Source organism: Arthrobacter sp. Cr_A7 (assembly GCF_029222765.1).
GTDB lineage: Bacteria > Actinomycetota > Actinomycetes > Actinomycetales > Micrococcaceae > Arthrobacter.
The window spans coordinates 1-7231 of sequence record NZ_JARHXQ010000098.1 but is presented as its reverse complement, the minus strand read 5'-3'; the positions used below and the strand labels follow the sequence as shown (position 1 = coordinate 7231).

Annotated in this window: 7 protein-coding genes; all 7 read right to left on the bottom strand. The window is 67.3% G+C overall.

The window, feature by feature from the left end:
• Positions 1 to 725: SDR family NAD(P)-dependent oxidoreductase (locus P2Q66_RS06045; RefSeq protein WP_275726343.1), on the bottom strand; the 725-nt coding region annotated here is incomplete at its 3' end.
• Position 726: 1 nt separating this feature from the next.
• Complete coding sequence (locus P2Q66_RS06040) at positions 727 to 1725, bottom strand: fumarylacetoacetate hydrolase family protein (protein WP_275726341.1); 999 nt, start codon at positions 1723 to 1725, stop codon at positions 727 to 729.
• 11 nt (positions 1726 to 1736) lie between these two features.
• Positions 1737 to 2816 (bottom strand): amidohydrolase family protein, encoded by a 1080-nt coding sequence (locus P2Q66_RS06035; RefSeq protein WP_275726340.1) that lies wholly within the window; start codon positions 2814 to 2816, stop codon positions 1737 to 1739.
• On the bottom strand, positions 2813 to 3937 hold the full coding sequence (locus P2Q66_RS06030) for an FAD-dependent oxidoreductase (RefSeq protein WP_275726339.1): 1125 nt from the start codon (positions 3935 to 3937) through the stop codon (positions 2813 to 2815). Before P2Q66_RS06030 ends, P2Q66_RS06035 begins: the two co-directional genes overlap by 4 nt.
• 62 nt (positions 3938 to 3999) lie before the next feature.
• Complete coding sequence (locus P2Q66_RS06025) at positions 4000 to 5037, bottom strand: cyclase family protein (RefSeq protein ID WP_275726338.1); 1038 nt, start codon at positions 5035 to 5037, stop codon at positions 4000 to 4002.
• A complete protein-coding gene (locus P2Q66_RS06020; protein WP_275726336.1) occupies positions 5034 to 5993 on the bottom strand; it encodes a fumarylacetoacetate hydrolase family protein in 960 nt (319 codons plus the stop codon). The genes P2Q66_RS06025 and P2Q66_RS06020 overlap by 4 nt, the downstream gene beginning before the upstream one ends.
• Positions 5994 to 5999: 6 nt before the next feature.
• Complete coding sequence (locus tag P2Q66_RS06015; protein WP_079596946.1) at positions 6000 to 7019, bottom strand: VOC family protein; 1020 nt, start codon at positions 7017 to 7019, stop codon at positions 6000 to 6002.
• Between the last annotated feature and the right edge of the window lie 212 nt (positions 7020 to 7231).

Genomic DNA, 7231 nt, shown 5'->3' with positions numbered 1-7231 from the left:
CCGTCCACCGGGATCTCGGCGCCCGTCACGAAGGATGAGAGCGGGCTGAGGAGGAAGAGCACGACGCCGGCCACCTCCTCCACGCTTCCGGAACGTCCCAGCGGGGTCTCCGCCAGGGTGGCCTGCCGGAACTCCGGCTTGGCGCCCGCGGTCATGGGGGTCTCTATGAAACCGGGGTGGACGGTGTTGACGCGGATCCCGCGAGGCCCGAGCTCCATGGCCGCCACCTGGGAGAGCCCGCGCAGCGCCCACTTGCTCGCGGTGTACGCCACCGGATAATGGGCGGTCAGCCCGGCAACAGACCCAACATTGACGATCGAAGAGCCGCTGCCCATCAGCGGGGACAGTGCCTGGATTCCCAACAGGCTGCCGGCCACGTTCACGTCATAAACCTTCTGCAGATCTGCCACGGAGGCATCCAGGAGCCTGCTGCGCAGGGTGATCCCGGCATTGTTGACCAGCCCGTCCACCTGCCAGCCCTGCGACCGGATCCATGATGCGAGGCCGGACCAACCGGCCTCGTCACTGACGTCCAGCCGCCGGTATAACAGCTCACCGCCCAATGAAGGGGACGCATCCGCCAGTCCGGCCGGGGCGTCGGCTGCCAGGTCCGTGGCGATCACCCGTGCCCCCGCCTCCGCCAGCAGCCGTGCTTCCGCCGCGCCCTGCCCCTGGCCTGCGCCGGTGACCACCACGGTCCGCCCTTCAAGCTGGAGCGAAACCACCCTAGACGCCGGAAGGAGCCGCAGCGGCAACCCGGTTACGGGGCCTCGGGCGGGCTGCCACACGGGTCACAGCCTCGCGCCTGCCGCCCACCGTGTTCTCGATGGTGCCGATCCCTTCCACCGTCATCCTCACCACGTCGCCGGTTGCCAGGGGCGGGGGAGTCTTGGAACCGTTCCGTCCCCACAGCTCGGCGAGGCAGCCGCTGCCGCAGGTGCCGGAGCCCAGGACGTCGCCGGGCCGCACCACCGAGTCCTGTGAGGCGTAGGCCACGAGCTCGGCGAAGGGCCAGCCCATGTTGGAGAGCAGGTCCTGGCCGATGGGCTCGCCATTGACTTCGACGGACATGGAGATGGGCAGGAAGCCCTCGGCGTCGTGCCGGTCCTCGAATTCGTCCGCCGTGACGATCCAGGGGCCCAGCGTGTTGGCGAAGTCCTTGCCCTTGCAGGGGCCGAGGCTGACCTTCATCTCCCGCCGCTGCAGGTCCCGCGCGGACCAGTCGTTGAGGATGGTGTAGCCGAAGATGTGCCGGTGCGCCTCCGCGGCGGTCAGGTTCCTGCCATCGCTCCCGGGGACGCGTCCGACGACGGCGGCGACTTCCGTTTCAAAGTCCAGGTCCTCACAGCCCGCCGGAATACCGATCACCTCGCCCGTGCCGGTCACCGTGTGCGGGTTGGTGAAGTAGAACGTGGGCGCCTCGTACCATTCGGGCACCACGCCGGCCACGCCGTCGATGCTCTTCCGCACGCCTTCAACGTGTTCCTCGAACGCCACGAAGTCCCGGATGGTGGCGGGCACCAGCGGGGCGAGCAGCTGCACCTCCGCAAGCGGAACGGCAGGGGCGGACCCCACGGTTTCCCGGGCAACGTGCAGGGTTTCATCCAGCCCGGCGTCCAACAGCGTCTGGATGCCCTGGCCCGCGGGCAGCGCGTAGCAGTGTCCGCCGTTTACAAAGCCGGACTGCGTCCCGCCGTCGTAATTCCAGCGTGCGATCTTGACCATGAGGGTGTTCCTTAAGCAGTGGGTCGGGCGGCCAGGGCGGCCGCTGCCATGATGCCCAGGGTGCGTGCGTTGCCGCCCAAAACCTGGGCCTCGCCGTCGGACGGGAGGCCGGCAGCCTGAACCTCGTTCACGGGAAGGTCGGCGCCCATGTCGAACGGGTAGTCCGAGCCCAGCAGCACCTGCTCCGGGCCTGCTGCAGCTACCAAGGCCCGGAGTTCCGCGGCGCTGTGCACCAGGGAATCGAAGTACAGCTTTTTCAGATAGGACGACGGCGGCTGGGCGCAGGCGTGTGCCTCGGGCCGGACCTTCCATGCGTGGTCGGAGCGGCCAAGTTTGGTGGGCAGGTAGCCGCCGCCGTGCGCCGCCAGCACTTTCAACTCAGGGTGCCGGTCCAGGACGCCGCTGAAGATCAGGTGGGACAGCGCCACCGCGTTCTCCGCGGGCTGGGACACGGTGTTGGCGAGGTAGAAGCGGTCCAGCCGTTCATCCAGCGAGCAGCCGAACGGGTGCAGGAACACCAGGGCACCCAGCTCCTCGGCCCGGCTCCAGAACGGTTCCAGCCGGGGATCGGAGAGTTCGACGGTGCTGCGTTCCGGATCGTTCGGCGTGGCGGCGAACGATCCGATTTCGACGCCGAGCAGTCCGCACTCCAGCACCGCATGTTCCAGGGCTTCCACCATCAGGGCGGGGTGCTGGAGCGGGACCAGGCCTAGCCCGTTGAGCCGCGCCGGGGCACGGTCAACGAACTCCCGCACGGCCTGGTTGGCTGTCTTTGCCACTTTCAGGGCAAGTTCTTCGCCCGCGAAGTAGTAGAAGTGCGACGGCGACGGCGAGACCAGCTGCACGTCCACGCCCTGGGCATCCATGTCCGCGAGCCGGCGGTCCAGGTCCGTCAGCTGCGGCCAGCGCTCCTTGATCATCCGGCCCGAAGCGGCCATGGATTCGCTTCCGTTGCGCCGCACCTCCAAAGCCTGCTGGGCGCCGAAGCCCTCGGGGTCCGCCTCGGCCACGAGCTGCTGCAGGGCAGGAAGCAGGATATGGGCGTGGACGTCCACGGTGGGGGTTCCCGGATCTGGCGTGCGCGTGCTCATGCAGGTTCCTTCACCAGGCTGGAGATTGAATGCATGAGGCCGGGCACATTGGCATCCCGGACGCCGTCGAGCATCCACTGGCCCAACTGGACGGACGCGTCGACAACTGCCTTTGCCCTGTCCAGGCGGCGGTCGGTGAACTCTTTCCAGAGCGTCTCGGTGACGTCGTCGGCACTGATAAGCAGCTCGGCCAGCACGGCCGCATCCTCCATCGCCATCGCAGCACCCTGCGCAATCGTGGGCGGGCAGCTGTGCGCGGCGTCGCCGATGACGACGCTGCGGCCGCGGTTCCAGGGCCCGTCCACCAGGTGCGTGGTGAACCAGGTGTAGTTGATGCGGGCACTGTAGTCCAGGTTGGCGCGGATCTCGTTCCAGGGGCCGCCGTACGCCGCGGCGAGTTCAGCCATAATGCGGGGGCCGTCCTCGTGCTTGCGCTCCTGTGCCTTCTCCACGAGGTAGGCGTAGATGGTGTCGGGGCCGGTGGGGCAGTAGCCGGCGATGAAGCAGGGTCCGCCGTAGGTCAGGTCCGTCCGGACCACCTCTTCGGGGCGCTCCACGAAGGCGCGCCAGATGCCCATGCCCGTGGACTGGGGTTCAACCTCGATGCCGATGGCCTTGCGGACGGCAGAGTGCAGTCCATCGGCGCCGATGAGGAGGTCGTAGATGGCGCTGCCGCCGTCGTCGGTGCTCACGGTGACGGACCCGCCGTCGTCCGTTATGCCGGTGACCGTCTTGCCGTAGCTGATCCGGGCGCCCGCCTGCTCTGCCCGTTCGCGGAGGATGGCGGTGAGGTCGGGGCGGTACATGCCCATCGTGGCGGGAAGGTCGTCGCCGCCCGTGCGGATGTCGTCCAGGACGGCGATGACGGTGCCGGCGGGGTCGGGGGCGCGCAGGCCCAGGGTGCTGAAGCCGTAGCCCTTCGCCTCGACCTGCTCCCAGACGCCGAGCTGGCGGAGGATCCGCAGGGCGTTGCCCTGCAGGGTGATGCCGGAGCCAAGGGTCTGCGGTGCTTCCGCCTTCTCGAGGATTTCCACCTGGATTCCGGCGTCGGCCAGGAGGATGGCTGCGGTCAGTCCCGCCGCTCCGGCCCCGACGATTCCGACGTTCTGTACTGCTGCCATCGCTGACTCCTTTGTATTGACGGCGTTAATGCTGGTGGTTTGTTGCTGGTTTAACTGAAAAGCTACCGGACGGCGATCGGGTTGACGGGTGATCCCACGGCTCCGGTGATGGGCAGCGGGGCAGCGGTCAGCAGGAAGTCGTACCTGCCGTCTGCGGCGCAGGCTTCCGCCAGGCCGTCCGGGTCCCACATCTCGCCCAGGAACATGCCCAGGTTGGGAATGGCGATCTGGTGCAGGGGCTGGAAGGCGGCGTCGAACTCGTTGGGACGGACCTCGAAGCCCCAGGTGTCGGTGGCGATTCCGGCGATTTCGGCGCGGTGCAGCCACGGCGCTGTGGTGAACGACAGGCCGGGGGCGGAACCGCCGGCGTAGTCGCCCCAGCCGTCACGGCGGACCCTGGTGTACTGCCCGGTGCGGATTATCACGATGTCGCCCCGGCCCACCTTTGAGCTAGGGCCCTGCAGTGCGATGGTGCGCTCCAGGTGCTCCGGGGTGATGGCGAAACCGTCCGGCAGTTCGCCGTCGTTCCTCCCCAATTCCGGCCCGAGCGCACGGCCGACGTCCAGCAGGACGCCGCGGGTGACGATCTTGTCCGCGGCGGTTTCGATTCCCGTTACCAGGTCGCCTTCGGACGTCACTACGTCGCCGGCGGCGCGGCCGTTCCAGGCCTTGCCCTGGTCAAAGATGTGGCCCAGGCCGTCCCACTGCGTGGAGCACTGCAGCGGCATGGCGATCACGTCGTCCGCTCCGCCGAAGCCGTGCGGGAAGCCCTGGTTGCCACGTTCGGCGTCCACCCCGGTGTCCGTCATGGTGTGGACGGGGTTGGTGCGGCGGCGCCAGCCCTTCTGCGGGCCGTTGGTGTCGAACGGCTGGGACAGCGAGAACGCCTCACCGGACTTCACCAGTGCCGCGGCCTCGACGCGCTTGCCGGCGTCGATGAAGTTCAGCGTCCCCAGGACGTCATCTTCACCCCAGCGGCCCCAGTTGTTGTGGGCCACGGCCATGGCGCGGATGCTGCCGAGCGGGTCTTCACGCCGGATCACCGGGGAATCGGTGGATTCCCCGGTGGCGGCGGTTGGTGCTGTGTCCTGGGTGGTCACTGGACACCTTCACTTGTGGTTTCGTCCTTGCAGTGGATGAGCTGGGTGCCCAGTCCGGTGATGGTGCCTTCCATAACGTCGCCGTCCTGCAGCAGCCGGCCCCAGTGCTGGCCGTTGCCGGCGGGGCTTCCGGTGAGCACCAGGTCGCCGGGGCGCAGCGGCATGATCTGGGAGGCTTCGCTGACGAGCTTGGCGACGCCGAAGATCATGTCCTGCGTGGACTCGTCCTGCATGGCCTTGCCGTTGAGCTTCAGCGTCACCTGGACGTCCTGCGGGTCGCCGAAGAACTTGGCCGGCACCAGCAGCGGCCCGGTGGGAAGGAAGCCGGGGGCGTTCTTGGCGCGGTACCAGTCCGAGCCGATGGCCGGCATGTCCTTGCGGAAGACGTATTCACGGGTGGTGATGTCGTTGACCATGGTGTAGCCGAAGACGTAGTCCAGCGCTTCCTCGGGGGTGACGCGGAACGCGGTCCTGCCGATGACTGCTGCCAGTTCCAGCTCCCAGTCGTGGGACTTGGAGTAGGCAGGCAGGGTGAGGTCGTCCGTGGCGGACGCGATCGCCGTCGGGAGGCCGATGAAGAAGTACGGCGTGCCCTGGCCCGCCCGCTTGTCCATCATGGCTGCCGTTTTGGCGCGCACTTCCTCCTCGTCCTCGCCCGGTTCGCGGTGCGCTGCAGCGAGGTCGATCACGTGCTTGCGGTAGTTCGCCCCCGTCTGCAGGACCTGGGCCGGTTCCACCGGTGCGAGGACCTCAACGTCGCCCAGCGCCAGGCCGGCATCCTGGCCGGCCGAGGCGGCGAGGCTGTCCAGCTGGGCTTCGGTGGTGTCCCAGTGCTCGATCAGGGAGTTGATGTCCCCGTCCAGCGGCAGGACCCGCTCACCCACCAGCAGGCCGGCGCGGGCCTTGCTGTCGCCGGCTTCCTGGAAGCGGATCAGGGCATATGTTGCTTCAGGCATATCTTTCTAGCCCCGTCCCTGCTTGGCGTAGGGGTTCAGGAGGGCTTCCTTCATCTCGGGGGACGCGCCTTCTTCGGTGGCGGTGAAACCCTCGGCCGGCGGGAAGGATTCGGTCATGGAATGCGGCATGGCGCCATTCTTGTAGAAGTTGTTGGAGCCCAGCGACGGCTTCCAGGTGTTGGCGTCCCAGTCCGGGACGTAGTTGCGGTAGCCGCCGGAGTTCAGCTCCACGCGCAGGCCGGACGGGTCGCGGAAGTAGAGGAAGTTCTGCTCGCCCACGCCGTGGATGGAGGGGCCGTATTCCATGGGGGTGCCGTTTTCCATCATGACGTCCGCGGTGCGGAGCAGGTCCTCGGTGGCGTCCACCCAGAAGGCGATGTGGTTGACGCGTCCGGCGCGGCTGGAGGTGTCCAGGACGACGCCCAGGTCGTGGGACTTTTCGTTGGTGGTGAGGACGGAGAAGACGGTGATGGGTGCTTCGTCCAGGTCAACGAAGGCCATGACGCGGAAGCCGAGGGCCTCGTTGTACCACTTGGCGAAGCCGCGCACATCAGAGGATGCCACCGTGACGTGGTCCAGGAAGCGGGGTGCGGCGGCGTGGCTGCTGCGGCGTTCCGGCCGGTCCGGGTAGGTGGACTCGAAACCCGGCTCGGCGACGAACTTCTCCACTTCATAGAAGAGGCGCATGTGGTGGCCGTAGGGGCCGGTGAACTCGTACGCCTTGCCGAAGCCGTGGCCGCCGGGCGTCCAGGTTCCCTGCACGCCGGTTGCTTCGATGCGCTCGGCTGCGGCTTCCAGGGCCGCCTGGGAGTTGGTGCGCCAGGCCATCCGGCCCAGGGACGCTTCGGGTCCTTCCGTGATGACCAGGCTGTAGCGGTAGTAGTCGCCCCAGCAGCGCAGGTAGACGTTGCCGTCCACGCGGTCGATGATGCGCATGCCGAACTTTTCCTCGTAGAACCGTGCCGAGGCTTCGACGTCCGGGGTGGTGATCTCGAGGTGGGCAAGATGGGAGAGGGGAGTTTCCACGTTGAAGTCCTTCTGGTTACTGGCTGCGGTCGGTTTGGTGCAGGTCCTGTAACTACTGTGAGGGACTTCATATATTTGGAGAAGCGGCAGTTTTCAATAGCAACTATCCGTTGCACTGATACCTCAAAACCAACGCTCTCTCACTTGATGCGCCTTAACGGCCGGCGCTCTCTCACTTTCCTCAGGAAAGTGAGAGTGCGCCGGCCAAAATG

What these genes read in the sequence shown, in the direction of transcription:
- P2Q66_RS06040 (WP_275726341.1), bottom strand. Translation starts at nt 1,725, where the DNA reads ATGGTCAAGATCGCACGCTGGAATTACGACGGCGGGACGCAGTCCGGC.
- P2Q66_RS06035 (WP_275726340.1), bottom strand. Translation starts at nt 2,816, where the DNA reads ATGAGCACGCGCACGCCAGATCCGGGAACCCCCACCGTGGACGTCCAC.
- P2Q66_RS06030 (WP_275726339.1), bottom strand. Translation starts at nt 3,937, where the DNA reads ATGGCAGCAGTACAGAACGTCGGAATCGTCGGGGCCGGAGCGGCGGGA.
- P2Q66_RS06020 (WP_275726336.1), bottom strand. Translation starts at nt 5,993, where the DNA reads ATGCCTGAAGCAACATATGCCCTGATCCGCTTCCAGGAAGCCGGCGAC.